This window comes from Geovibrio thiophilus (assembly GCF_004087915.1).
Taxonomy (GTDB): domain Bacteria; phylum Chrysiogenota; class Deferribacteres; order Deferribacterales; family Geovibrionaceae; genus Geovibrio; species Geovibrio thiophilus.
Window position 1 is genome coordinate 1,626,365 of record NZ_CP035108.1, and the last position, 26,624, is coordinate 1,652,988.

General features: G+C 46.9%; 22 protein-coding genes. 10 read left to right on the forward strand and 12 right to left on the reverse strand.

The features are described 5' to 3' along the window. Nucleotides 1–107: 107 nt before the first annotated feature. The 12 genes from EP073_RS07730 to EP073_RS07785 form a co-directional block, all read right to left on the reverse strand. A complete protein-coding gene (locus EP073_RS07730) occupies nucleotides 108–797 on the reverse strand; it encodes a Crp/Fnr family transcriptional regulator (protein ID WP_128466578.1) in 690 nt (229 codons plus the stop codon). A gap of 57 nt (nucleotides 798–854) precedes the next feature. Beyond that, nucleotides 855–2,396: an FAD-dependent oxidoreductase gene (locus tag EP073_RS07735; protein ID WP_128466579.1), complete on the reverse strand. Its 1,542-nt coding sequence runs from the start codon at nucleotides 2,394–2,396 to the stop codon at nucleotides 855–857. 146 nt (nucleotides 2,397–2,542) lie between these two features. Beyond that, on the reverse strand, nucleotides 2,543–4,654 hold the full coding sequence (gene ptsP, locus EP073_RS07740; RefSeq protein WP_128466580.1) for a phosphoenolpyruvate--protein phosphotransferase: 2,112 nt from the start codon (nucleotides 4,652–4,654) through the stop codon (nucleotides 2,543–2,545). 69 nt (nucleotides 4,655–4,723) lie between these two features. Next, nucleotides 4,724–5,512, reverse strand: a complete 789-nt coding sequence (locus EP073_RS07745; RefSeq protein ID WP_128466581.1) for a 1,4-dihydroxy-6-naphtoate synthase — start codon at nucleotides 5,510–5,512, stop codon at nucleotides 4,724–4,726. A gap of 9 nt (nucleotides 5,513–5,521) precedes the next feature. Beyond that, the gene (locus tag EP073_RS07750) at nucleotides 5,522–7,084 is read right to left on the reverse strand and encodes an MlaD family protein (RefSeq protein ID WP_128466582.1); all 1,563 of its coding nucleotides are present in this window, start codon (nucleotides 7,082–7,084) and stop codon (nucleotides 5,522–5,524) included. A gap of 14 nt (nucleotides 7,085–7,098) precedes the next feature. After that, nucleotides 7,099–7,854, reverse strand: a complete 756-nt coding sequence (locus EP073_RS07755; RefSeq protein WP_128466583.1) for an ABC transporter ATP-binding protein — start codon at nucleotides 7,852–7,854, stop codon at nucleotides 7,099–7,101. 8 nt (nucleotides 7,855–7,862) lie between these two features. Beyond that, nucleotides 7,863–8,633: an MlaE family ABC transporter permease gene (locus EP073_RS07760; protein ID WP_128466584.1), complete on the reverse strand. Its 771-nt coding sequence runs from the start codon at nucleotides 8,631–8,633 to the stop codon at nucleotides 7,863–7,865. A gap of 18 nt (nucleotides 8,634–8,651) precedes the next feature. Continuing rightward, nucleotides 8,652–9,743 carry an alanine racemase gene (gene alr / locus EP073_RS07765; protein ID WP_128466585.1) on the reverse strand — a complete coding sequence of 364 codons (1,092 nt, stop codon included), beginning with the start codon at nucleotides 9,741–9,743 and terminating at the stop codon, nucleotides 8,652–8,654. Continuing rightward, nucleotides 9,724–10,845, reverse strand: coding sequence for a peptide chain release factor 2 (gene prfB, locus EP073_RS07770; RefSeq protein ID WP_128466586.1), 1,122 nt, complete (start codon nucleotides 10,843–10,845; stop codon nucleotides 9,724–9,726). Before prfB ends, alr begins: the two co-directional genes overlap by 20 nt. A gap of 236 nt (nucleotides 10,846–11,081) precedes the next feature. After that, nucleotides 11,082–12,389, reverse strand: a complete 1,308-nt coding sequence (locus EP073_RS07775) for a TldD/PmbA family protein (protein WP_128466587.1) — start codon at nucleotides 12,387–12,389, stop codon at nucleotides 11,082–11,084. Further along, nucleotides 12,389–12,838, reverse strand: a complete 450-nt coding sequence (locus EP073_RS07780) for an N-acetyltransferase (RefSeq protein ID WP_128466588.1) — start codon at nucleotides 12,836–12,838, stop codon at nucleotides 12,389–12,391. The genes EP073_RS07775 and EP073_RS07780 overlap by 1 nt, the downstream gene beginning before the upstream one ends. Beyond that, the gene (locus tag EP073_RS07785) at nucleotides 12,838–13,227 is read right to left on the reverse strand and encodes a hypothetical protein (protein WP_128466589.1); all 390 of its coding nucleotides are present in this window, start codon (nucleotides 13,225–13,227) and stop codon (nucleotides 12,838–12,840) included. The genes EP073_RS07780 and EP073_RS07785 overlap by 1 nt, the downstream gene beginning before the upstream one ends. Nucleotides 13,228–13,503: 276 nt before the next feature. On the opposite strand from EP073_RS07785, the gene pyrR reads away from it, so the two are divergent. The 10 genes from pyrR to EP073_RS07830 all read left to right on the forward strand — a co-directional run bounded on the left by pyrR (nucleotide 13,504) and on the right by EP073_RS07830 (nucleotide 26,530). Beyond that, nucleotides 13,504–14,046 (forward strand): bifunctional pyr operon transcriptional regulator/uracil phosphoribosyltransferase PyrR, encoded by a 543-nt coding sequence (gene pyrR, locus EP073_RS07790; RefSeq protein ID WP_128466590.1) that lies wholly within the window; start codon nucleotides 13,504–13,506, stop codon nucleotides 14,044–14,046. 26 nt (nucleotides 14,047–14,072) lie between these two features. Beyond that, nucleotides 14,073–15,002, forward strand: coding sequence for an aspartate carbamoyltransferase catalytic subunit (locus EP073_RS07795; protein ID WP_128466591.1), 930 nt, complete (start codon nucleotides 14,073–14,075; stop codon nucleotides 15,000–15,002). Next, on the forward strand, nucleotides 15,002–16,273 hold the full coding sequence (locus tag EP073_RS07800; RefSeq protein WP_128466592.1) for a dihydroorotase: 1,272 nt from the start codon (nucleotides 15,002–15,004) through the stop codon (nucleotides 16,271–16,273). Before EP073_RS07795 ends, EP073_RS07800 begins: the two co-directional genes overlap by 1 nt. A 51-nt stretch (nucleotides 16,274–16,324) precedes the next feature. After that, the gene (locus EP073_RS07805; RefSeq protein ID WP_128466593.1) at nucleotides 16,325–16,747 is read left to right on the forward strand and encodes a cupin domain-containing protein; all 423 of its coding nucleotides are present in this window, start codon (nucleotides 16,325–16,327) and stop codon (nucleotides 16,745–16,747) included. Between the two features lie 102 nt (nucleotides 16,748–16,849). After that, nucleotides 16,850–17,014, forward strand: a complete 165-nt coding sequence (locus EP073_RS13830; protein ID WP_164885309.1) for a hypothetical protein — start codon at nucleotides 16,850–16,852, stop codon at nucleotides 17,012–17,014. A gap of 49 nt (nucleotides 17,015–17,063) precedes the next feature. Beyond that, on the forward strand, nucleotides 17,064–18,020 hold the full coding sequence (locus EP073_RS07810) for a nucleoside recognition domain-containing protein (protein ID WP_128466594.1): 957 nt from the start codon (nucleotides 17,064–17,066) through the stop codon (nucleotides 18,018–18,020). Nucleotides 18,021–18,091: 71 nt separating this feature from the next. Continuing rightward, nucleotides 18,092–19,183: an OmpA family protein gene (locus tag EP073_RS07815; RefSeq protein WP_128466595.1), complete on the forward strand. Its 1,092-nt coding sequence runs from the start codon at nucleotides 18,092–18,094 to the stop codon at nucleotides 19,181–19,183. Between the two features lie 307 nt (nucleotides 19,184–19,490). Next, nucleotides 19,491–22,418, forward strand: coding sequence for an alkaline phosphatase (locus EP073_RS07820; RefSeq protein ID WP_164885310.1), 2,928 nt, complete (start codon nucleotides 19,491–19,493; stop codon nucleotides 22,416–22,418). A 350-nt stretch (nucleotides 22,419–22,768) separates the two neighbouring features. Continuing rightward, entirely contained in the window at nucleotides 22,769–24,592 is a 1,824-nt protein-coding gene (nadN, locus tag EP073_RS07825; RefSeq protein ID WP_128466597.1) for an NAD nucleotidase, read from the forward strand. A 99-nt stretch (nucleotides 24,593–24,691) separates the two neighbouring features. Next, nucleotides 24,692–26,530 carry an ABC-F family ATP-binding cassette domain-containing protein gene (locus tag EP073_RS07830; protein ID WP_128466598.1) on the forward strand — a complete coding sequence of 613 codons (1,839 nt, stop codon included), beginning with the start codon at nucleotides 24,692–24,694 and terminating at the stop codon, nucleotides 26,528–26,530. The last annotated feature ends 94 nt before the right edge of the window (nucleotides 26,531–26,624 follow it).

Consider the following 26,624-nt stretch of genomic DNA (forward strand, 5'->3'; position numbering starts at 1 on the left):
AATCCTCACATTAATAAACTGTTACGCGGTTCTTTGATATGGGCGTTTTTTCACTGCCAAAAGAAAAAGGTAAAAAATTAATGCCAAACGGGTAAAAAACAGCAGGGTTACTGCGTTTCAGTCCAATCGTACATGTCTTCAAAGAGTGACGAATGAACGTAAATATTCCGCTTGTTTCTGCTCATTAATTTTTTCTCATACATTTCAACAACCGTGCGGCAAACCGTAACCTCTGATGCTCCGAGTATTTGTGCGTATTCTCTGTGACTAAGATAGATGGGGAGCATGTTCCAGCCGTTTTTAATTTCCGGATTATATGAAGTTACAAGCACTTTTAAAAATACTCTCAACCTTTCGGGAACACTGAGAGTATAGTTGGCGATCATGGCTTCCATATGGGTTTCTTCCTTAGCTACCACTCCTTTAGTGTAAAGAAGCATAAGCTCGGGGTTATTACCGATATACTTTTGCCATACATCGTAGGTGATGCTCAAAACTTCCGAAGGTCTTATCACGCTGTCAGTTACATTGACTAACTCTCTTGTCAGACCGTCAATATCAGCAAGTGCACGCCCGGGGATAACGAGGCTGAAGATGAAGCTTCGTTCGTGCTTGTCCTGAAATGAGAATGCTGCCAATCCTTTTTTCAGATAATAAAATTTTCCTTCGGATCCTCCGTTCATCAATGGGGTGCCGCGCCCCAGTGATTCCAAAGAACCATATTTTAAATAAATTTCACGGAGTTGAGGCGGTTCTTCAATGTAGATCCATGGCTTTTGAAAAAATACCTGTCTCATAATCTACCGCTTTGTTAAATTGGCGGCGGTTTATTTACCGCCGCTCTCAAATTAAAGTTATTTTTTAATTTTACCAAGTTTTACGGCAATATGCTCAGAAGCGATTCTGCCTCCTGTTGCCGCATAGCTTGAAAGAGAACCGGGCATGATAAGATCGTAGGTATCACCGAACATGCCCCCTGCGTCTATACCGGCCGCATAAAGACCGTTTATCGGAGTATCATCATCCGTTACAGCCTGCATGTTTGCGTTAATGCGTACACCGCCGATTGTGCTCATAAATGACGGTTCTCCTTCAACTGCGTAGAAAGGACCTTTTTCGACTTTGCGGAGAAATCTTCTGTCTTTGCCGAATACCTCATCGTAGTTATAATCGGTAAATCTGTTAATATCAGCGACAGTTTTCTTAAGATTTTCAGCGGGCACACCAATTTTTTTGGCAAGAGCGTCAATTGTATCCGCTTTGAAAGCATAGCCTTTTTTCTCGCCTTCTTTAATTCCCTCATCAATGAGGTTTAAGTGTGTTCCTGCCGGAACCCAGTCGCTGTAAGGCATAAGAGTTCCTTTTGTTTTAAGCTCATTGACAGTGTTCTGATCCATAACAACAAAGTATCTTTTCCCGACGCGTTCAATAGCATTCTGAGAAACAGTCCAGTCTGAGGAGTGCTGCTCATTGAAGAAACGGTTGCCCGCCTTGCTGACCCAGAGAAGCGGCTGACGGAGAACACTGGTGATCTGCCCGAGAGGGGTTGTGTCTGTGAGGGTTTGGTTAGGATCCTGACCGATAGGAATGCCGCCGAGCACAAGCAGAGAGCTCATGCTTTCCGTTCCTGCTCCTGCTGCCATAGCCATGTTTATACCATCGCCTTCACGACCGGCTTTCGGACCGGCAACGAGCTGTTCGGCGTTGGCAATGTACTTTTTCATCATCTTCAGGTTGTTGGCAAATCCGCCTGTGCAGAGAATTACGCCGCCTTTGGTGTGAAATTCTATCTCGTCACCGCTGTCAGTGTTTTCTGCTATTATTCCGACGACATTACCTTTGCCGTCAGTAATGAGTTTTTTCCCGGCGGTTTCGGTCATTGTTTTATTACCCGTTTTATGGATAATATCGACAAGAGTTTTAACGGCTGTCGCACCTGAACCCTCATGGAACAGATGCCATGTTTTAGGACCGTTATATATTACGGTGTGAACCTTTTCAAAGACCACTCCGCGCTCTTTCATCCAGTCGACATTTTCCGCCGAACGGTTAATTAATGCCCTCAGCACTGCGCCGTTGGCTTTCCAATGGCTGAATTCCATTGCCATATTCCACGCCTGATCGGTTGTTATCCTGTCAGAAGATTGCCGCTGCATGTAGCTTTCGACAGCGAATGTGCCTTCAACAAAAGGAGCGGCTCCTCCTAATGTAGGCATTTTTTCAATAAGATAAACCTTCAGCCCGTTTTCTGAGGCGACAGCCGCAGCAGAAAGACCGGCAAGACCTGAACCGACAACTACAACATCAGTTTCAACAATTTGCCGCTTCGGTGCAGCAAGGACTGATGATGCGCACAGCATCATCACTGCTAAATAAACAAATAAATTACGCAACATTGTGCTTCCTCCTTTACAAGGTATAAAGGGAAGTTAGCACAGCATATGCAGTGAAAAACTATCATACGATACTATTTTTGAAAAAAAATAGGTTGGGAAGTGTTTAATATTAGGTAAAATCAAAGAAACTGATCATATCATTAATTCTAACAGAGTGTATTTCTGATAAAATGTCTTAAATCATTAATAACATATGGGTTCAGACTGAAAATCCTGTATCCGGTTTTTATAAGGTGGCTGAGGATCCGTTCATCCGCCGCTATCTCGCCGCAGATTTCCAGCTTCCTGCCTGTTTTGGCGACTCTTTGGTATATGTGCTCAAGAAGAGCAAGAAATGCTTTATTATTAGTTTGATACAGTGAGCTCACCGCAGGGTTTGTTCTGTCCACCGCGAAAAAGTACTGAAAGAGATCGTTTGAGCCTATGCTGAAGAAATCGCAGTATTCCGCCAGCTCCTCGATGTAGAATACGGCGGACGGGATCTCTATCATAGTGCCGAAGGACGGAGCCTTTACTCCTCTCTCCTCCGCTATCTGTCTGCCGAGGAGTACAACATCCCGCAGCTCCTCCGGAGTTGATACAAAAGGAACCATTATCTTCAGCGAAGGGTAAGACGAATATACTTCAATAAGCGCCCTGAGCTGCTCCTCAAGCATCCGCTTACCGTCCAGAAGGAGCCTTATTCCTCTGTTGCCCAGCGCCGGATTATCCTCAGGGATTTCAAGATTGCTTTTCTTGTCCGCGCCTATGTCAAACAGCCTGAAAACCACATCTCCCGGAAACATGGAGAGGATTTCCTCATATGCTTTCACCTGCTCTTCAAATCCGAAGCCTGCGGGATTCTGAAGATAGAAAATCTCCGTGCGCACAAGCCCTATTCCGTCCGCCTTGAGGCTGCGCGCCCTTTCAGCGTCCAGAAGGCTTGATACGTTGGCGTAGAAATACACCCGCTCCCCATCAGGGAGAACAATGTTCGGGTCAGCCTCGCCCAGATCCGGCTTCTGCTTTATATTATTGAGCTTTTCGTTATATTCCTTAAGCCTTTCCGCAGTGGGGTTGATAAATATCTCCCCGCTGTCACCGTCAAGGATTATTGTCTGCGCCACTTCCATAAACTCCGAGAGCTTCTTCACTCCGCTTACCGCTGGTATATGTCTGCTTTTCGCAAGGATTGCCGTGTGGCTTGTCGCCCCGTCCTTTGAGGTTATGAAGCCTGTAACCTTTTCAAGGTCAAGGGAAGCTGTTTCCCCGGGTGTGAGGGCATCAGCTATGAGGATGCTGTTTTCGCCCAACTCCACATCCCGTCTCATAACGCCCAAGTGACTGAGAAGGCGTTTTGATATGTCCTCAACATCCCCTGCTCTCTCCCGTATGTATCTGTCCGGTATGGACATAAAGCGCTTTATCACCTTATCCGCCACATGGCGGACGCTGAATGCTGCGCTTTTCCTGTGTTCTGTGACGTGTTTCTTTATATCTTCCCTGAACATGCTGTCTTCCAGCATCAACAGGTGTGTCTGAAAAATCTCCGAATCCGAGTTGCTGCCGTTATTATCAAGTTCATCAATAAGTTTCAGGAGATCTGCCTTGGTCTTCAAGAAAGCGTTTTCGAGCTCCTGAAGCTCTCTGGATATATCAAGATTCCCTGTGTTTTTTTCCACGAACCTTGAAAGCACCATAGCGGGTGAGCCTATGGCTATTCCGCCGGAAAGGGGTATTCCCCGCACGTTGATTTCGCCCTCGTACATATCGTCATCGTTGTGCGGCTCATAAAGATAGTGCTTCATCATTATGGTGGAAACCTGTGCGGCGGCAGCTTTGATAAGCGCTTTCATAGCTTCGGTGTTCTTTCTGTCCTTCTTGAACTGGAAAACAAGCACGCCGATGATATGGGCGCGCCCCTTGAGAGGAACGCCTATGTATGTATTGAAGGGTTCTTCGTTTATGCCGGGAAAATAGTTGAATCTGGGGTGTTTGGAAGCGTTTCTGATGAAAGTATACTCGCCGTTAGTGAAACTGAGCCCTGTCAGACCTTCAGAGGTTTTCATGGTTACATTGCCCACGGCGGACTGGCTGAGACCGTCCGTAGCCATGAGCGTGAGCGTGTCTTTTTTGAATTTGCTCAAAAGATAAACCGAACAGACGTCACTGCCCAGACCCCGCCTAAGATGGGTTACTGTTCTGGTAATAACATCTTCCATGCTTTCGGCATCCAGAATGATATTGCTGATTTCAAGCAGAAGTTCAATTTTTCTCATAGGTATTGATTTTAAAGCCTCAGAAGATTATACGCAAGCGGAAATTGAGGCTTTTGCGGGAGCCGGTTTTCACACGAAATCAGTTTGTTTGCAGCCTAAAAAACCGCACAGACCGTCAATAGCGGGCGACATATCTATGGAATAATCATTTACATAAAGATTGATATGGCTTTTAATCACTGTATTATCAAGCTCTTGAGCATGCTTTCTAATGTACTGCTCTATTTCTGCGTACCTTGTATCCGCAAAATTGATGGATTCTCTGATAAGAGAGTTAATTTCATCGGCGTATGAGGCGTATTTTTTCCTTATGAGTATCGCGCCGAGAGGGATCGGAGTCTTGTATTTTTCTTCCCAGAGCTCTCCCAAGTCACAGAGCTTCACAAGTCCTTCCTGCCTGTAGATAAACCTGCCTTCGTGGATCACCACTCCGGCAAGAATTCTGCCATCTTTCACCGCCGGCATTATTTCATCAAAGCGCATTTCGGTAAACTCATAATCCTCACCGAAGAAGTGTCTGAAGAACCTGAAAGCGCTTGTGTGGACACCGGGTATGGCTATTTTGGCGCCTTTAGCCGAAGCTATGTCTATCTCCCCTGCGGCAACCACCAAGGGTCCGCAGCCGAAGCCCAGCGCCCCGCCAGCCTTCAGCACGGCGTAATCGTCAAGTACCTGCGGAATCATGCCGTAGGAAACCTTAACTATGTCAAGCTCACGGCTCAGCGCTTTATTATTGAGCACCTCTATATCGTCCATGAACGGAGTGAAAGTATGAGGGGTTTTGATATACCCCTCAAGCAAAGCGCCGAAAATATATGTGTCGTTAGGGCATGTGGATATGCCAATGTGAAAATTCATTCTGCTGCCTTAAAACGAGGGAATGCTTCCCATCAGGTATTTAAGGTCGTCGTCATTAAACTCAACGCCGCCGCCGAGGAAAAGCGTTCTGGTGTCGCTGTTTGCTATGTTGTCCACACCGCCTGTAACGAAGAAGTTCTCAAAGAATTTGTATTTGGCGTACGCCTTAACATTTACGTTTCTGTCTTCGTCTTCATCGGGAAAGTCGTAAACATCAAGCTTGAGCTCAAGGTTTTTATGATTTTTAAGCGGATAAAAGTCACCGCCCACACCGAATTCGGACTCCATGAGACCAATGCGGAAGTAGAAATTGTCAAAGAACCTGTGGGCATACATCGCCGTGAATGTAAGCTCGTCCTTGTTGACTGTTCTTTCCCCTTCTACATCCACCCAATAGCCGTCTCCGCCTGACGGATTGCCGCCGTTATATATCTTCTGACTGAATTTTTCCGTTGTATCTCTCCCGTTGGGATGGCTTTCAACACCGAGGAGATAATATCTTTTCTCGTTTGGGACAAGCTTAAGCCTGAAATAGCCTTTGTTTTCGCTCTCCTCAAAGTTATGCTGCCCTTCAAATGAGAGATAAACCTTCATCTTATCCAGCTTGCCCATGGTATTTTTAAGACCAGTGAGAGTTTCATTTACATTATCAATGGTTTTATTATCATAAATCAGTTTGCCCACTGTGCCTTCGCCGGATTTTATCTGTCCGGTGATGTCGTTCATGTTGTCCACAGTGGTTTCAAGCTTCGCAGTGACTGCGCGGAGACTCTTTATAGTGTCGTTTATGTCGCTTTTGTTTCCGCCGACTATGTCGTCTATATCGCCTGTAACATTTTTAAGGTTTTCGGCTATCTGGGGAGTCTGCATCCTCAGATCTTCCGTGATCAGGCGTATATTCGCAATAATCTCATTCATGTTTTCCTGATTACCCACAGCAAGGCTGTTCAGCGAGCCAGTGAGCGATTCGACATTGCGCATTATTGCGTTTACACGCATCTCGTTCTGGGCGAGAATCTCACGGAGCATGTCTGTGGTATAGCGGACATTCTCAAGGGTCATCTTCATGTGATCCTTGGCTTCTGCTGTGGCGAGAACCTCTTTAAGAGCGGAGGTTATCTCCTTGACATCTCCGGCTATGTCGCCGAGCTTGTTTCCGAGTTCGTCAAAGTCTGTGGAGCTTGCGGATTCTCTGATTACATCATCCTGCTGGAGCGTTCCGGTGAACTCATCGCTTTTCATCTGGAGTTCGGCGTATTTCTCACCGAGAAAGCCGCTGGAGCGCACGGCGAGTATAATATTTGAGGGTATTTCGTACTGCTCATCGATCACCATAGTAATCACCGGCTTTCCGTTAATGAGCCTGACCTCTGTGACCTTGCCCACCTCCACGCCGTTGAACATAACTGCGGAATCTGCCGTGAGTCCGGCGGCATTGCTGAGCTCCGCCTTTATCTCCATCCCTTTTTGACTGCCCAGAGAAAACGAGCCTGCCTTAAGAGACATAAAACCTATCAGCACAAAACATATGATTACGAAGGCGCCAACCTTGGCTTCAAGTCCTGCTTTCATCTATTACCCCTCGCTTATATTACTTTTATGGGTCCTTCCATGGAGGCGGAAAGGAACTGACGCACATAAGGATTATCAGTTGACTTAAACTCATCCGGAGTTCCGAAGAGAACCACCCTGCCGTCATAGAGCATAGCCATATAGTCGGCAATTTTCAAAGCGCTGTCTATGTCATGGGATATGACAACTGAGGTTATATTCAGTTCCTTCTGTGTGTCATTTATGAGGTTGTCCACCACATCGCACATGATCGGGTCAAGTCCTGTGGTGGGTTCATCGTAAAGAATAATCTGCGGTTCAAGGGCTATGGCTCTTGCCAGCCCGACTCTTTTTCTCATACCGCCGGAAAGCTCGGAAGGGAGTTTCTTTTCAATATCTCTCAAGCCCACAAGGCGGAGTTTTTCTATAACTATGTCATGGATCTGTTTTTTATTAAGCTTAGTGTGTTCCAGAAGCGGGAAGGCAACATTCTCGAAAACTGTCATGGAATCAAACAGCGCCGCGTTCTGGAAAAGGATGCCGAATTTTTTTCTCAATTCCAGCAGATCCTTACCTTTAAGTCCGACTATGCTTTTGCCGTCCACCAGAACATCCCCTTTGGTCGGGGGCATAAGACCGCACATCTGCTTGAGCAGAACGCTTTTTCCTGTTCCGGAAGGACCTATGATGTAAGTGATGGCGTTTTTATGCACCTGAATATCAATCCCTTTATGGATTTTATATTCGCCGAAGCTTTTATGTACGTCTTTCAGTTCTATCGCAAATTCCATGAGACCGCCTAAAACATGAATGCCGTAAGAATATAGTCAAAAACAAGAATCAGTATGCACGCAAGAACCACTGACTCTGTCGTGGCTTTACCTACGCCTTCCGCGCCGCCTGATGTGTAATAGCCTTTGTAGCAGCCTACAAGAGTTACCAGCAGTCCGAAGACAACAGACTTTATCATTCCGTTCATGAAGTCGGAAAGGTCGATATAACGGTACATATTATCAAGATAGAGTGTTTTGTTTATGCCGAGAATGCTCACACCGACGAAAACCCCGCCGATAGTTCCGCAGAAGACCGCAACAGCATTGAGCAGAGGCATAACGAAGACTCCCGCGAGGATTCGGGGCACAAACAGATACTGCACCGGATCAACCGCAAGGGACGAAAGAGCGTCTATCTGCTCCGTAACCTTCATTGTGCCTATCTCGGCAGTGATCGCTGAACCGGCTCTGGCAGCAACCATTATCGCAGAGAGAACAGGTCCGAGTTCACGTGCCATGCCGAGGGTGACAACAGTTCCCACCAGATATTCCGCGCCGAACTTACTGAAGCCTATGTAACTCTGAAAAGCGAAAACCATTCCTGTGAAGCTTCCGGTGAGTATTATGACTGAGAGCGAGTTTACGCCTATGAACTCAACCTGCTTGATGAACAAGCTGAACCTGTAGGGCGGCATAAATGCCACACGAAGCGTTTCCCAGAGCAGAAGAGAGAGCCTGCCCGCTCCGACGCTCATTACTGTAAAAGGTCTGCCGATAAATGCCAAAAGTCCGTTCATTTCAGGTGGACTTCTCCTTTAGTCTTTGTAGATTCGGGGTATTCTGTCGGATATGCCGCAGAGAACTTCATAGCTTATAGTGTCTGCCAGTTCCGCCCATTTGTCAGCGGTTATATTATCTCCCAGAATTTCCACTTCGGGATACATCCCGTTAAGCGGAACATTCGTGAGGTCTATCATAGTCATATCCATACAGACAGTTCCCAGCACAGGACAGTTCACACCGTTAACACGCATTTCCGCACGGTTTGAAAATCGTCTGGAATAGCCGTCCGCATACCCAATGGGAACAACGCCTACGGTCATTTCCCTGTCAGCGGTGAAACGTCTGTTGTAGCTCACTGTTTCACCGCTTTTGATTCTTTTTATATGAACCACTTTTGAGTATATCCTCATAACTTTCTTTAAGGCAACCTCATTATTGCCATAGAGATAGCCGTAAAGCATTATTCCCGGGCGTGCCAGCGAGAACTCGTTTTTGATATTCGCTATACCGGAGGAGTTCAGAAGGCTTGTGTTCGATTTTATGTGATTTTTTTTTATGAACGCGCTGAAAAGCTCCTTCTGGTGATTGCTGTATTCCAAATCCGTGTCGGAGCTTGAGAGATGGCTCATCACATGGCATACACGGAAACGGGGATACTTCACCGTAAAGCTGTAATAGTCCATATCCGGCTGATAACCCAGCCTGTGCATGCCTGTATCTATCTTGAGGGTTATATCCGCCGTGCGGTCATGTTTTACGAGGTAGGAATGGTAAGCGGAGGCTATTTCATCATCAAAAACAGCGGGGATGAGGTTATTGGAGAACAGCTCCTCATGGAGGAATTGATCTACATAACCGAGGAGAAAGATCATGGGCTCACGTCCCAGATGCTCACGGAGGATCATCCCCTCAAGCACTGTCGCCACGCCGAAGCGCTTCACACCGCAGTTTCTCCAAGCGTACTCCGCCATCTTCAGGGCTCCGTGACCGTAGCCGTCCGCCTTGATGATGGCTATAATATCCGTTCCGCTTAAGCTTCTTGCCTGTTCTATGTTATGTGCGAATGATTTTAAGTCTATCAGCGCGTATGTGGGTCTTAAAGACTCAATTTTCTTTTGCGTCACTTTCTATACCTGCCGAATGAAGAAGATATGATCTGATAAAGGGTTCCAGCCCGCCGTCCATTACACTGTCCACGTTTCCGGTTTCGTGTCTGGTTCTGAGGTCTTTTACCATTTTATACGGATGGACTACATAGCTTCGTATCTGACTGCCCCATGCGATGTCGGTTTTGGTGCTTTCCAGCTTGTCACGCTCTTCGTTGCGCTTTTTCATTTCGTGGTCATAGAGCTTCGCTTTAAGGAGCTTCATTGCGTGGGCTTTGTTTTTATGCTGGCTGCGCTCGTTCTGGCATGTGACAACTATCCCCGTCGGCTGGTGAGTTATGCGTACGGCGGAGTCCGTAGTGTTGATATGCTGCCCGCCCGCACCGCTGGCACGGTATGTGTCTATCTGGAGTTCGGATTCGTTGATTTCTATCTCAATATCATCGTCAATCTCAGGGAGAACGAATACTGAGGCGAATGATGTGTGCCTTCTGCTCTGGGAGTCAAACGGGGAGATGCGCACAAGCCTGTGAACGCCTATCTCTCCCTTGAGATAACCGAAGGCGTAAGCTCCTATTATGTTGAAGGTAACGGATTTTATACCCGCTTCCTCCCCTTCTATCATGTCCATCACTTCGCACTTGAAGCCCATGCGCTCTGCGTATCGGGTGTACATGCGGTAAAGCATCTGCGCCCAGTCATTGGACTCTGTTCCGCCTGCGCCGGAGTGGATGGTGAGGATTGCGTTATTAGGATCGTGCGGATCGTCAAGGATCAGTTTAAGCTCAAACTGCCTGATTGTGGCTTCCAGTTTGTCTGTGGTAGATATTATATCTTCCGCAACCTCATCAGCGCCTTCGCCGTAAAGCTCAAGGAGAGTTTCAACCTCGTCCACGAGATTTTTCACATCTTTCCACTCATCAAGAAATTTCTTCATGTTTGACTGCTCTTTAAGCAGCGCCTTAGATTCCTTTTTTGTCCAGAAGTCAGGCTCATTGATGGACATTTCGTCCACACGGCGTATTCTCTCCGTTATGTCTTCTTCGTTGACTACAGGATAAAAGCCCTTGACCTGATCTTTCAGTTCCCAGAATAAGCTTTGTGATTCTTCAATACTCATTTATGTGTCCTTCTACCATAGTTCGTAAACGGCACGTCCTGTCCGTTTCCTCACACGCTCGCGCCGCATGAATGCGGCTTCGCTTCGCACGGCGCAACCCCGTCCATGGGGTTGTTATATACATTTGTCTACCATAGTTCGTAAACGGCACGTCCTGTCCGTTTCCTCACACGCTCGCGCCGCAATGAATGCGGCTTCGCTTCGCACGGCGCAACCCCGTCCGTGGGATTGTCTGCCTAACTTCCGCTTATTGTAAGTTTATCAAATAATACATCCCCGGTAACTACGTTGCCGTGGATGCGGGTGTTATCATATACTGCCGTGACTGCCTTAAGGAGATCCATCAGATTGCCGGTGAGTACCGATTCCCTGAATGATGAAACAGGCTCGCCGTTTCTCAGCACGACGCCTGATATGCCCAGCGAAAAGTCACCGCTGACGGTATCCGCCGTGTGCAGCCCCATAACATCCAGAACTTTCACCACATCACCCTGAACTGCTGTGATCGCAGATGCTTTTTCCGTGGAGCCGATAACGAGGTTTGAAGCCCCTATGCCTATTTTCCCTGAACCCGTGCGAACTGCGTTTGCCGTGTTCGCAGTCTTCATTAATCCGGCAGTGTAACCGTTATGGAGATAGGATTCAAGATCTCCTTTTGTAACAAGATGTGTCTTCACAGCCGCAGTTCCTTCATCATCAAACCTGTATGAGCCTATGGCGTCAGGATGAAAGGGATCATCCCATATGCTCAGCACAGAGGAAGCAACAGCCTGCCCCAGTCTGCCTTCAAACAAGCTCATATGTTTTAAGATATTTTCTGCGTCGCACATCTCAGAAATAAGCTCAAAGAACTGAGCTGCGGTGCCGGAATCGAAAAGTATATTATACTTTCCGGTTTTCAGAGGCTTTCCGCCGAGGAGACTCACCGCCGTTTCTGCGGCTTTTTTTCCGGTAAGCACCGGTGTAAAGGGCTTGCCGAAGTAAACCGTTTCCCCTTCGTAGCCTTCCTGAATATCGCCGTTATCCTCCGCCAGACACTGGCAGAAAGATGAAATAAGCTGTCTGTTCCATACTTTAGCGGCTATATGTGTTCCGGTGATTAATGTTTTCTGATTAATATATGAGCATGACGCAGATTTAACTGATTTCACCCTTGCATCAAGCCCTTTAGCTCCGCTTTCTGTTACCAGTGCGAAGCTTTTCAGCTTTTCAATATCGGGTTCAGCAAGATCCGTAACATATTCATAAGTCTCCGGAGAGGAAGGGATAAATACGTTTTCATCCTTTTCGGTAAGATTGATAACATCCTGAGCCTCCCGAAAGAAGGCATCGAGCCTTTCCTCGTTAACCCCGCCGGATGTGTAGTAAAGGATTCTGCCTTCTTTAAAGACCCTGATCTTGAGACCGGAGGATGAATTGACAGCAACGTCTTCCACCTCTCCGTCTCTTGTGTCCACGGTTTTCGAGCTGCCTTCAGAAAGCTGTATCTCTATACTGTCAAAATTTTTTGCATATTTATCAATTAGTCGTCCGGCGAAGTCCATCAAAGCTCCATAGCCATTGCGGTTTCGTCGCAGTCAGGAAACTTGGCGCACTTAAGACAGTCCGACCAGATTTTTTTCGGCAGCGTGTCCTTCTCAACCTCTTCAAAGCCGAACTTTGCGAAGAAATCTGCCTTGTAAGTGAGGAGGAATATTTTTTTGGCTCCGATCTCTCTGGACATTTCCAGAACCTTCTCCACCATCACCTTGCCTATGCCGTGTCTGGAGGAGTGTTCCGCAACCGCTATTGAGCGGAGTTCGACAAGATCTTCCCATGAGGGGTGCATAGCACAGCAGCCGAGGAGTTCGCCGTCCTCCTCCCAGACTATGAATTCGAGTATTCTTTCGCATATTTCGCTTATGCTTAAGGACAGCATTTCGCCTTTTGAGGCGTAAGCATTGACCAGCTTCTGTATTTTTCTGGTATCAGCCAGAGTGGCCTTTCTGAGCATTAAAAATTCCTGATAAACTGTTTGTAGAGATATACGGCAGTTTCTTTATCGGGCAGAAGATTCAGGGTTTTTCTGGCTTTTATGGTAACCTTGACTTTGCCGAGTCCCTGATCTTCGATGAATGCGAATACATCCGCATTGGGCAGAACGGCCTCTATTTTACCCTCTGCAATGCTGGAATCGCGGATTACGCCTCTTTCAGTCTTAATGACATCAAGCATGGTTTCAAAAGCGGCTTCCGGGCTTGCGGTAATAATATCCGTCACGCCGTCTGTGGTTACGCTGTAGGTTGCTCCTGCCGCTCCGGCTCCGACAATAAGAACCGCCGGAAGGCACCCGTACATAAAAAGGGAGACCACGGCAGCGAAAAGGACAGTTCTTAACTTCATTTTTACCTCTTTAATTGATTGGTTTGTCGCATCATAAACTTGCGCATTTAACAGCGGAAATATTCCTGCCATTTTACTAATCGTATAATATTACGAAATAATTAGGATTTTATCAATGATATTTATTGACAGCAAAATCTCTGAGATCTAATATGAGGCTTGAGATGAGAAAACGCAGAAAGTTCACAAATTCTTACAGAGAGCTCTAAGGCCTTCCGCCCATTTCGGGACGGAAGGCTTTTTTTTTGAAAAAATACAGACTGCGGAGGGTCGTTGATGGGTCACGGAAAGGAGATTCTAAGCAGCGAAGAAATGGCAGGCATGATAACCAGAATGGTTTTTCAGGTCTTGGAGTCTGTCCGTTCTTCGGATAATTTCGGAATCGTTGGGATTAAAAGCGGCGGCGATGTGCTCGCCCGCAGAATAGCGGACGAAATCGCAAAACACAGCGGGAAAAAGCCTGATGTGGGGTATCTGGACATTACTCTCTACCGTGATGACCTAGCCCAGACGCAGATTGCAGATTTCCCCGTTGTCAAGGGAACGGAGATCGGGTTTGATGTTGCCGGCAGACACATAATCCTTGTGGATGATGTTGTGTTCACCGGAAGAACGGTGAGAGCGGCTCTGGATGCCCTCACAGACTTCGGCAGACCCTCAAAGATAAGTCTGGCTGCGCTCATTGACAGGGGACACAGGGAGCTGCCTGTTCAGCCGGATTTCACGGGAAAATCGGTTCCGACGGCACTCAGCGAAAGTGTGCAGGTAAACTTCAGAGAAACCGCCGGAGCGGACTCTGTTTGCATAATAAAGAAATAATCCTCTAATTTATTAGGAGCGGACAAATGTCTTACAGCAGGAAAGACCTCATAGGGATGATAGACCTCTCGAAAGAGGAGATTCTTCATCTTCTGGACACGGCGGAAAAATTCAGGGAAATAAACCACAGAGACGTAAAAAAAGTCCCCACCCTCAAAGGAAAAACGGTTGTGAACCTCTTCTTTGAAAACTCCACCCGCACGAGAACCTCCTTTGAAATAGCCGGCAAAAGGCTTTCCGCCGATACGGTAAACTTTTCGGCATCAGCAAGCAGCACTGCCAAGGGTGAAACTCTCATAGACACAGTGCACAACATCGAAGCCATGAGCACGGATATATTTGTAGTGCGCCACGCATACAGCGGCGCGGTAAAGTTCATAGCCGAAAATACCAAGGCATCCGTTGTCAACGCAGGTGACGGACTGAACGAGCACCCTACCCAGTCGCTTCTGGATATGCTTACAATAAAACAGCACAAGGGCAGGCTTGAAGGGCTTAATGTGGCGATCATCGGCGATATTACCCACAGCAGAGTCGCACGCTCAAACATATGGGCAATGCCCCGATTAGGCATCAACCTCCGCCTATTCGGTCCCAAAACCATGCTTCCCCTCTGCACAGACCCGTTCGGTGTTAAAATATGCGGTAACATGGAGGAAGCTGTGGAAGGAGCGGATGTTATAATGACTCTCCGCATACAGAGAGAGCGTCAGGGCAAGCTTCTCATTCCCTCCGTTAAGGAATATGCCCGGTACTTCGGACTGAACGCCGCAAGGCTCAGGCTCTCCAACAACGCAATAGTAATGCACCCCGGACCAATCAACAGGGGGGTTGAAATATCAAGTGAAATAGCGGACTGCGGTCAGTCTGTAATCCTGCCGCAGGTTGAAAGCGGCGTGGCGGTGAGAATGGCGGTTCTTTACACGCTGGGAACAGGTCAGAGAGGTATCGAATAATGAAAATACTCCTTACAAACTGCAAGATTGTTAACCACGACAAAACACTTACCAAAAACATCCTCATTGAGGACGGGATAATAAAATCCCTCACGGATGATACCCCTCAGGCAGATAAAACCTACGATCTCAAAGGGAAAATGGTTCTGCCCGGGCTCATAGATATGCACGTTCACTTCCGTGATCCGGGTCTTGAATATAAGGAAGACATTATTTCCGGATCTTATGCCGCGGCAGCAGGCGGAGTTACCGCTGTCTGCCCGATGGCAAACACCAAGCCTGTGAACGATAATGCCATAATTACCAAATACATGGCTGACAAAGGCAAAGAACTGGGCATCTGCGATATTCTCCCTGTAGGCGCTGTTTCCAAAGGTATGCACGGAGAGGAACTCACCGAAATGGGCGACATGCTCAGTGCCGGAGCCTGCGCCTTTTCCGATGACGGTAAGCCCGTCCTCGGTTCGGACGTTATGCGCAGGGCTCTTGAATATGTATCGGGCTTCGGCGGGATGATACTCAGCCACAGTGAGGACAAGCAGCTTGCGGGCGAAGGCGTGATTCACGAAGGCGAAGTATCCGCTATCACAGGTCTGCGGGGGATTCCCGCCGAGACGGAAGAGATAATGATAGCCCGTGACATTCTCCTCGCCAAGCTCACAGGCGGACATGTGCACATATGCCACATCAGTACCAGATACGGCGTTGAGCTTGTGAGATGGGGCAAATCCAAAGGGATAAACGTTACCTGCGAAGTTACGCCTCATCACTTCTCGCTCACGGACAGAGAGCTTCTTTCCTATGACACCAACTGCAAGATGAACCCTCCCCTGCGCAGCGCTGATGATGTGAAGGCTATGAAGGAAGGGCTTATGGACGGAACAATCGACTGCATAGCCACAGACCACGCTCCCCACAGCAGGGATGAAAAGTTTCAGGAGTTCGACCTCGCCCCATTCGGTATAACAGGGCTTCAGACACTCGTTCCGCTCACGCTGAACCTTGTGCGTGAGGGTGTTATAAACGAAAACGACTTTTCCAGACTTTGCAGCTACGCTCCGGCTCAGCTTCTCCGCCTGAAAGGCAGAGGTGTCATAGAGGAAGGAGCCATGGCGGACATAGCAGTCATAGACCCCGATAAAGAATATGTGTTTGATAAAAAACTGAACAAGTCAAAATCAGTAAACACTCCGTTCATGGACAAAACCCTGAAAGGACTCTGCGTTCTTACCTTCAAAAACGGCAGAGAGGTTTATAAAGCAGATATTTAACAGCGGCGCGGGCAGGACATCCTGCCCGCAGTTTATTATTAAGGTGATCCCGTGAAAAAACTCATTATTATCTTACTACTCGCACTCAGCGTTTCCGCTTTCGGCGCTGAATCTGCCTCTGTAAAAGCGGTTACTCTGACAAAATCCATACTGAGCTGGAACGGAGCCCCCCTCCCCCCGTATCCTGAGGGACAGCCGGAAGTTACTGTGCTTAAAATAACTATTCCTGCCGGAGCGGTTCTCCCGCTGCATAAGCATCCGCTTATCAATGTCGGGGTGCTTATTTCCGGCGAGCTGAAAGTCACAACCGAAAAAGGGGATGAACTGATTCTTCGTGCCGGAGAAGCAATAGTCGAGGTTGTGGACACGTGGCACAAAGGCGAAAACACAGGTGATGTTCCTGCGGAAATCATTGTCTTTTATGCGGGAGCCCCTGAAACGCCGTTAAGTCTTTTTCCGGAGAACAGTAACTAAGTTTTTATAAAATAAAACAATAAAACATGTTTTGTTTATTTTCTCTTTTCTTTTTATTTTACAGTTGTATAGTGCTCACTATCAAGTCTGTGAGGTGAGCCTGTGTCCGCTGAAAATGTTTCCGAAAAAACTGAAAGCTGCTTTGATATGTTGGATGATGAGGCATTTTGCGCTGTTGAGGGTCATATAGGGTTTGACAGCGTGAAAGCCGCCCGGGAAAGAAAAGACGAAATCGAAGAAAAAATGCTGACAATTTCCATCGGTTAAACCCGCTTTAGTATATTGCCCGTTTCCGGCGGCTATGCTAAAGTAACTGATGATAAAACTGGTTTCAGAATTACTCAAAGAAACTTACAGCATCTGCAAAACTCTCTTCAGGATTATGATCCCGGTCATAATCGCTGTTAAGATACTCTCCGAGATGGGAGTCATTAAGGTTCTCTCCTCTCTGCTCAACCCGTTCATGAAGTTCCTCGGTCTGCCGGGCGAACTCGGGCTTGCGTGGGCGACCGCTCTTTTCACAAACATCTACGGCGGCATAATAGTTTTCATCAGCCTGTCTGACGGACTCAGCCTCACTGTAGCTCAGGCGACTGTATTCGCGTCAATTGTCCTGATCGCCCATTCCATGCCCGTTGAACTCCAGATAATGCGCAAATCCGGTCCCCGACTCCGCGCGATGCTTATTCTGCGCATGGGCGGGGCGATCCTTTACGGCTGGCTGCTCAATCTCATATACACGGCGACTGATACGCTTCAGGAACCGCTTAAGATCCTGTGGGTTCCGCCGGTAAGGGAGAACACTCTTTCTGCTTGGGCTTTGGGCGAGGTTAAGAACCTTATCTGGATCACCTGCATCATCTTCACATTGGTCGTTGTTATGCGCATTCTCCATGCGCTTGGGCTTATGAAGCTCATGGAACGTTTGCTGGGTCCGGTGCTGCGCTTCTTCGGCGTGAGCGCACGTGCCTCCACCCTTACTATATTCGGGCTCACCATTGGTCTCTCATACGCAGGCGGGATGATTATTAATGAGGCAAAAAGCGGTAAATTAAGTGAAGCAGATATATTTTTCTCCATTTCTCTCCTCGGTCTGTGCCACAGCCTGATAGAAGATACACTTCTGCTGATGGTGGTCGGCGGTCACCTTTCAGGCATATTCTGGGGTAGGATATTCTTCTCAATCCTGATTGTTATTCTCATTCAGAAGATAATCAGAGCAATGAAGCCAGAATATTTTCATAAAATGTTATTTTTACCTTCAAGAAACTGAGATTCCTATTTACTTTACAATCATTTAATATGTGTTATAATTAAGATAAGTTATATCCTATAGGAGGAGAAATGAAAAAACTTTTTACAGCATTACTCATGTGTGCGTTCACATTCGGGAGCGCTGCTGCATACGAAATGAAAGATGCCTACTATTTCGGTCCGTATGCCGGCTACAAAGCATTTGATGATAAATCTGATTTTAAAAACGATATGGAAGTTGGTCTGAAACTGGGGTATTTCATCACTGAACATTGGGCTGCCGAACTTTCAGGCGGCTATGCTGAAGCAGAGTACGACAGCAAAAGCGGTTCCGAGGATGTGCTCACTCCCGGGCTTCACGCTTTATACCACTTCAGACCCTCTATGGACAATGCTCTCCTCCCCTTCCTTCAGGCAGGTGTTGAGACTCGTATAGCAGATGACACCAACACAGGACTTGCAGTCGGCGGCGGTCTTAAATATCTTTTCACTAAAAGCTTCGCAGGTGATGTTTCATTCAAGAACATCTACTTCGGCGAAGGCAAACACGACCAGCTTATGGCAGTGTCTGTTGCTTACTTCTTCGGCGTAAGGGAAAAAGCTCCTGTTATGGCTGCTGAACCTGTTCCCACACCTGTTGCAGCAGCAGTTAAGGAAGAACCTGCGCCTATGGCAGCGGTTGTTGCTGAAGAAAAGAAAGAAGCAGTCGTAGTTGCACCCGTTGATTCCGACGGTGACGGCGTTTACGATGATCAGGATCAATGCCCCGGCACTCCTCAGGGTTATGACGTAAATGAGAAAGGCTGCTTCAAAAACCTGAAACTTTATGTTAACTTCGCGAACGACAGTGACATGATTGATGACGCTTCAATGGTTAGAGTTCGGGAATTCGCTGATTTCATGAAAGCTACTCCCGTTCTCAAAGTTGAGATTCAGGGTCACACAGACAGCAAAGGAACAGAAGCTTACAACCAGAAGCTCTCAGAAAGAAGAGCTGAAGCTATAAGCAGCGCACTTATAAACCTCGGCATAGAGGCTGACAGAGTGTCTGCCAAAGGCTACGGCGAAACTAAACCCATTGCCCCCAACGCTTCACCTGAAGACAGAGCTAAAAACAGACGCATCGAAGCTGTTGCCGTTGATGAAGAAGGAATGAAAGTCCAGTCACAGAAACCCGAATAACAACAATATAAAAAAAGTATACAACAGGGGGGCGAAAGCCCCCTTATTTTTTTGACATTTATTTGAAACATTTAATTCATTCTCTTTTTAATTATTTAGCATTAAAGAAGTTTTATTACTACGATATTTGACGTAATGGTAACAATGATACAGTATATCATCATAGTTTTTACAAATACGTGTAACTACTTATATTTTCAGGATTATACGAAATTTAATAAATGAAACAACTCAATAATATATGTGTGACATTTTTCACTTATCCTCCGTTTGGTTGTTACACCAAATATTTTTTGGAGGACTTAAATTGAAAACGAAACTTTTTAAGTTATTGCTTCTCGTTCTTACTCTCAGTGTACTTGCTGCGTGCGGTTCTGACGGGAATGACGGAAGCACAGGACAGGACGGACAGAACGGCGAAGACGCATGGGCTCTTCCCAAGCATGTTATTCTTTTCATAGGCGACGGTATGCACGAAGAACATGAGGCTGCCGCAAGCCGCTATTACTACGGCGATGAAACCAGCCTTATATGGAAGGATTCATCAGTATTCCCCTACTCCAACTACGCTACCACATGGGATGTTACTGCCTACAACACTCTTGCCGGAGAAAGAGGTGACAACACATACTCAACTGACTCAATCAATGGCAGAACAGGCTTTGATGTTCTTCAGATGGGGCTTTCTTCACTTACAAAAGACAAATACTTCCTTGACTCCTCAACTGGTGCAGCCGCAACTGACTCAGCATCCGCAGGAACAGCCATAGCTACAGGCGTCAAAACTGATGCCGGCAACATTGCGTGGGAATCAGGAGACCCCACCGACGGTGAGATTCAGACAATAGGCGAATATTATCAATCTAAGACTACACCCGGTAAAATCGGTATAGTCACAACTGTTCCGATCTCTCACGCCACTCCCGCAGCATTTGTAAGCCATAATGTTTACAGAAATAACTACCATGCCATCTTTACAGAGCTCAGCACTGTAACAAAGCCTGATGTTGTCATAGGCGGCGGTCATCCTCAGGTTTATAACGAAACCTATATGTCAAACGCTCTGCTTGCGACAGTTCAGGGCGATGCCGATTATGAGTATGTTGCAAGAAACACAGGCACTGACGGAGCTGCCTCTCTTGCTACCGCCGCAGCAAACGCAGTATCAAACGGAACCAAACTTTTCGGGGTTTTCGGCAGCGCAGGTGGTCAAATAGCCACTCCAACCGTTACAGATACTCCCGGCACACCCTCTTTTACTAAGACAGAGGACGAAAGCCCTGTTTTATCAGAGTCTACTGAGGCAGCGCTCACTGTTCTCAGTTCCGGAGGCGGCGCAGGCGGTTTCTTTGTAATGCTTGAACAGGGAGACATAGACTGGACAAACCACTCCAACGACTTCAAAGGTATGGTCGGCGGCGTGCTGGACCTTCACTATGCGGTGGAAAAAGCGGAAGAGATGATTGAGGACGGCGTTAACGGCATGAGCTGGGCAAACACCACAATCATAATTACTTCCGACCACGGCAACAGTTACCTGAGATTCAACAGGGGCAAAACCAACGGTCTGGGTGATCTTCCTCTTCAGGAAGTTAAAAACTCATCCAACTGCCCTGCCGGAAACTACTGCGGAAACTATGTATACCCCGACGGCGAAGTGTTCTACGGCACTGGCGGGCACACTAACGAGCTTGTTTCTGTATATGCCAGAGGTGCTGACACTGCATTTCTTGAAGCACGTCAGGGTGTGCTCTATCCCGGAACAGAGCTCATAGACAACACCGACCTTTTCAGAGCAATGAAATCAATTGCTGATGCAAACCGCAACGTAATCCTTTTTATCGGTGACGGTATGCAGAAGGCTCACGAAGTTGCCGCTTCACGTTATATGTTTGGTATCGACAATCCCGAGGCACTCTCCTTCCATGATTTTGACTTCAAAGCAAACTGCACTACATGGGATGTTGATACTTACAACTCATACGCCAGAGCGAAAGGCAAAGATCTGTATGCAGTGGCTAAGTTGAATAACAGGATAGAGTATGGCACAGTAGGTTATGATGTTGCGGTTGCAGGAAGCTACTCTTATCCCCAGCTTGAGGATGAGTATATCCGCAGATATGCTGCAACAGACTCCGCCTCAGCCGGAACAGCCCTTGCCACAGGCAACAAAACGGTTGACGGCAATATAGCATGGCTCCCCGGAGACCTCGCAGGCGGCAATCTCACTACAATCGCAGAAAAAGCCAAGGCTCAGAGAAAAGGCGCAATCGGTGTGGTTACAACAGTTCCTTTTTCCCACGCAACTCCCGCAACCTTTGTTTCTCATAATATAAACAGAAACAATTACGGCGAAATAGCGGAGGAAATAATAACAACCACCAGACCCGATGTTGTAATAGGCGCAGGACATCCGTCATTTGTCGGTACTCCCGCTGCTCCCAATTATCAATACATGACAGAAGCCTCGTACAACGCTATAAAGGCTGACACTGGTTATGTTTTTGTAGAGAGAACAGACGGTGTAACAGGCGGAACGGCACTTCTTAATGCTGCTGATAATGCGGTAACAGCTAAGAAAAAACTCTTCGGTCTTTTCGGCGGAACAGGCGGACAAATAGCTACACCTACTGTAACGGACACTCCCGGCGCTCCCACTTTTGCGGCAACCGACTCTGAAAGTCCTCTGCTTGCGGACTCAACTGAGGCAGCGCTTAAGGTTCTCGCACAGAACAAAAACGGCTTTTTCCTTATGGTTGAACAGGGAGACATAGACTGGACAAACCACGCCAATGACTATAAAGGCATGGTCGGCGGCGTAATAGATCTTGAATACGCTGTCAAGAAGGCTATGGAGTTTGTTGATGAACCCGGCGACAGTATTGACTGGTCAAACACTATGCTCATAGTCACTTCTGACCATGGCAACAGTTTCCTCAGACTCAACAACACACTAAAGCCCGGGCTTGGCGATCTTCCTGCTCAGCAGAGCTATGTTGCTCCCTGCCCCGGCACATGGTGCGGCAGCAATATCTACCCTGACGGAGAGGTATTCTACGGTACAGGCGGACACACCAACGAGCTTGTTTCGGTGTACGCAAAAGGTGATTTCGCAAGTGAAACCTTCAGCAAATATAACGGCAAAATGTATGATGAAGACGTAACAAATATCATCGACAACACATTCATCTTCAAGGCAATGGCTAACTTCCTCGGAGTAACAGTAAGCCAGTAACCTTCCTCATAACGCCCGCAAAGCCCGTGAGATTTGACTCTCACGGGCTTTTTTATCGCCAAATGCGCTCATAAGATCATAGCTGAATTGGATGCTAAAAAACACATGAGGGTATGAATACAGCGTAAAGTCTACTCTCAGTGAGCTTGGCAGACACAATTACAGTATTCAAATGGACACATTTTTCTCCAATATATCAAAATTTTACTGTGTCAGACTGGATTCATGAATATCCCCGAAAACTCGGTCTGTTGTTCAACCGGATATTTTTCTGTTATTTGATAAAAACATCATTTTTTCTTAATTGATTTTCATTATTCTTCGCTATTCATAATAATCAGAGGTGCAATATGAGGAAATGGTTTAGCAGCAGGCTTAAGGTGTTTTTTTTCACTTTAGCTGTCCTGTCTTTCGTTATTCAAGGCTGCGGAGGAGATTCAAGCTCAGACAGCAGCGCCGGGAAGGAGCACAAGGCTGTTTCGGTAAAAATCATTCATATTAACGATCACCACTCTCATCTCGATCAGGAATCCACAACTCTCACCATCGCAGGTTCTGAAGTTGAAATTGAGCTTGGCGGGTTTGCCAGAGTTGTATCAAAAATCAAATCCCTCAGTGCTGAAACACCCAACAATATTATTCTCCATGCGGGGGATGCAATATCAGGGACTCTCTATTACACTCTTTTTAAAGGAGCCGCTGATGCCGCTGCTATGAATCTTGTGAATTTTGACGCAATGGCTGTGGGAAATCATGAATTTGACAATGGAGATCAGACACTTAAAGATTTTATCGATCTATTGGACTTTCCCGTAATCAGCGCCAATGTGAAACCGGCATCAGGCAGCACACTCGACGGTTCCATCGCTCCTTATATCATTAAGGAAATAAACGGCGAAAAAATAGGTATAATCGGCTTAACGATCAAGGACAAAACCGAACAATCCTCAAGTCCGAGCGATAACATAACCTTCATTGAAGAAAAAACCGCAGTTGAGGACACAGTCGAAGACCTTGAGGAGCTGGGTGTAAATAAAATAATTCTTCTCAGCCATTACGGATATGACAATGTTCGTGACTTGGCGAGAGAAGTCAGAGGCATCGACGTTATTGTTGACGGAGACTCCCATACGCTTCTCGGCGATTTCGATGATTTAGGACTCGCTGCGTCCGGTTCATACCCCACTATGGAGGCATCTTTGACGGGTGAGCCTGTCTGCATTGTTCAGGCATGGCAGTACAGTTATGTTGTGGGCGATTTAGACGTTGCAATGGACAAGGATGGGCGGGTTACAAGCTGCCTTGGAAATCCGGTGCTTCTCGTCGGCGATATTTTGAGTGTATCAAGTCCTACATCATTGTTCGCAGCTGCTGCTGCCGATAACCAGACCATCATCGACGCAATCAACGCCAATCCCAATATCGAAATTGTTGATGAAGATACAGCTGTGACGGCTGTTATAAGCGAGTATTCCGAAGAAGTTCAGGAAATGAAGGCTATGGTTATAGGCAAAGCCGGTGAGGATCTGCTTCATAACAGGATTCCCGGTGTAACTTATAGCGGCGTAAATCTCCCCCTCGGTTCGGATATAGCTCCGATCGTTGCCAAAGGATTTCTCGAACTGGCTCTCAGAGCTGACGTATGTATTCAAAATGCGGGCGGAGTGAGGATAAGCATAGAAGGAGATACGGATATATCTTATGATACCGCTTATACTCTCCTGCCTTTTGCGAACACCCTTTTTGAAATAGAAATGTACGGTTCGGAAATCAAGTCAGTGCTTGAGGACGCGGTTGATTTTGCTGTAGTCGGAGCCTCTTCCGGAGCATTCCCTTACTCTTACGGACTGAGATATGATGTTAACGCAGGAAATGAATTCGGGAACAGGATACTCAATCTTGAAGTAAGAGACAGGGCAACAGACACATGGTCACTGATAAATGAAAATGAAATGTATGTTGTGGTCACAAACTCATTTACTGCAAGCGGGCAGGACGGCTACACCACATTTAAGACAGTTCAGGATCAAAGAGGTCTGGGTGTGGATACTTTCCTTGACTATGCAATGTCGTTTGTCAATTACGTGGAAATGGAGACTGCGGCAGGAAATGATATTATGAAGCTTCCCGCTTCCGAGCACCCTATAAAAAGCTATACTCCGGCAGTTGATTAGTAATTTGCATCTGTAATACAAATTAAGAGTCCGTGAGATTTGCCTCTCACGGGCTTTTTTATTGCCAAACGCAGTGAAGATATATAATAATTCTCTCCTATGAATCTTTTATCAATTGAAAAACTTAAGAAGAACTATGGCGACAGGACAATATTTGAGAACGTAACCTTCGGGCTGAATGAAGGTGACAAAGCTGCCATAATAGGCATAAACGGCAGCGGAAAATCCACCCTGCTTAAGATTATCGCAGGGTTTGAGGAGGCTGACGGCGGGAATGTTGCCATAAATAAAACATGTATCATAAACTATTTATCTCAGTTACCTGATGTAGTGCCTCATGTCAGCGTGATAGACTACATCTTCAAGTCAGATACGCCGACGATGCGCCTTATTAAGCGGTACGAACAGCTCTGTAATACAGACAGCCCTGAGCTGCACAGGGTTATGGCTGAACTGGACGCAAAAAATGCGTGGGGATATGAATACAGCGTAAAATCTGTTCTCGGTGAGCTTGGAATCCACGACTACAATATGAAAATGGGCGAACTCTCCGGCGGAATGGCGAAGAAGGTCTCTCTTGCTCAGGCACTTATTGACGAGGGGAATCTGCTCATACTCGATGAACCCACCAACCACCTTGACGTCGATACGGTGGAATGGCTCCAGAACCATATGGAAGCCACCAAAAAAGCTGTTTTGCTTGTCACCCATGACAGATACTTCCTTGATAGTGTCTGCAATGTTATTTTTGAGATAGACGAAGGCGGATTCACAAGATACGACGGCAACTACTCATCCTACCTTGAGAAAAAAGCGGAATCCGAAGCCCACGAGCAGCGCAGGCAGGACAGGCTGGCAAATATTATGCGGAATGAGCTTGTATGGCTCCGCAGAAGCCCCAAGGCGCGTACGACCAAGCAGAAAGCAAGGATAGACCGTGCTGCGGTGATTCAGGACAGCATAGTACGCAAAACCGACCGTGAGCTTGAACTTAAGACCCTCGGACGGAGATTGGGCGGCAAAATTGTTGACCTGAAGGATGTCTCCAAGGCATATGGTGATAAGGTTCTGTTCCGTGATTTCAGCTACTCCTTCAAAAAAGGGGAAAAACTCGGCATCGCCGGCGCCAACGGCAGCGGAAAATCAACCTTCCTGCGCATTCTGACGGGTGAGGAACAGCCGGACAGCGGAATTGTCGATATAGGTATAAATACATTCTTCGGCGTGTTTGATCAGCACAGTAAAGAGCTGGACCCGGAGATGAAGGTTATTCAGTATATTGAGGAAACAGCAAAAAACATTAAGCTGGATAATGGGCTTACCTTGTCCGCGTCACTGATGCTTGAGCGCTTTCTTTTTCCGAAGGACAGCCACTACCGCCCTATCGGAAAGCTTTCCGGCGGGGAAAAGCGGAGGCTGCATCTTGTGAACGAGCTTATCAAAAACCCTAACTTTATCATTCTGGATGAACCGACGAACGACCTTGATATACAGACATTAAGCGTGCTTGAGGATTTTCTTGAAGACTTCGGCGGCTGCGCTGTCGTGGTTTCTCACGATAGATACTTCATGGACAGAGTCTGCGATACTATGTTTATTTTTCAGGGAGACGGCATTTTTGAGCACTTTCCCGGCAGTTATTCCAATTGGCTGGAATCCAGAACCAAAGTGAAAGATAAAACCGCAGAAAAGAAGGAAGCCCCCAAACCCGCACAGGAAAAGAAACGTAAGCTCACATACGCAGAAAAGAAGGAATATGAAGGCATTGAGGCGGAAATAAGCCGTCTGGAGGGCAAGCTTGCCGACATGACGGCGGAGCTTGAAAAAGGCGGAAGCGACTACTCCCGCCTTGCGGAGCTGCAACAGAAGATAGATGCCGCTGAAACCGAGCTCCTTGAAAAAATGGAAAGATGGGAGTATCTTAACTGCTTATCATAGTGAAGCATTGCTCAGGACATAAATGAAAACAAACTAAAGGACAAACACTGTAGCATTTAGATGATTGAATATCAAAGTCATCATGACCGTTCAT